This is a genomic window from Bartonella sp. LB28NMGDW (assembly GCF_042194435.1).
GTDB classification, from domain to species: domain Bacteria; phylum Pseudomonadota; class Alphaproteobacteria; order Rhizobiales; family Rhizobiaceae; genus Bartonella; species Bartonella grahamii.
On record NZ_JBHIMX010000127.1, the window covers coordinates 1 to 779 of the forward strand.

At 44.3% G+C, this 779-nt stretch carries 1 protein-coding gene; it reads left to right on the plus strand.

Translation table 11 applies throughout. The features are described 5' to 3' along the window. A partial coding sequence (locus ACFIKG_RS09590; RefSeq protein ID WP_375652230.1) for a hypothetical protein occupies positions 1-714 on the plus strand: 714 nt, incomplete at its 5' end. Positions 715-779 lie beyond the last annotated feature (65 nt).

Below are 779 nucleotides of genomic sequence, written 5' to 3' on the forward strand. Positions count from 1 at the left end.
ATAGAGCAGCAGCGTGTGGAGCAACAAACCAAACAAGCCCGTGAAGCGCTTGTAAAGTTTTATGAACCCCAATCCCAGACGCCAATGGTTGAAGGTGAAAATGCACCCCCAGACCTACGTGAGGATCCTGTTCGTTTAGTGGCGTGGATGTTAGATAAGATTCAAAAGCAAGATGCGTATATTAGGGAACAGAAAGAAGCGCTAAGACAAGCTGAGGAACAGCAGCAGCACGATATGCGTCTTGGTGAATTTTTTAATAATTCTGTTAAGTCGTTTCAAAATAAATCCAGTGATTTTGATGCCGCGGCAAATTTTCTTTATGAGGCACGCGCAAAGGAATTGAGTTCTTGGTCATCACTTTATCCTGAGTATGGACAACAAAACACAATAGATGCGATTATAAGAGATCAATTGCATGCTCTTGTAGCGACTTGTGCACAAAGAGATCTCAATCCGGCAGAAGAGATTTATAGGATAGCACAAAACCTTGGTTATCAGACAAAAGCGATACAAGCCAACGATCAGGTTGCAGAACTTCAAAGCCGGCAGAATTCTGCGAGAACCTTAACGGCATCTGGAGGAGGGGGGAGTACAGGTCCACTTTCATGGGAAACGATGGACGCTATGACGGATAAAGAGTTTCAAGCGTGGTACAGTAATCCAAAAAACCGAGTGCTTATACGCAAATTGAGTGGTGCGGATGATGAAGATTAAGTGAAAGACTTTTAGAGAATAAGCCGCCTTTGGTGCGGGTTGGTGGTCCGGCTTTAAGCCGGTTT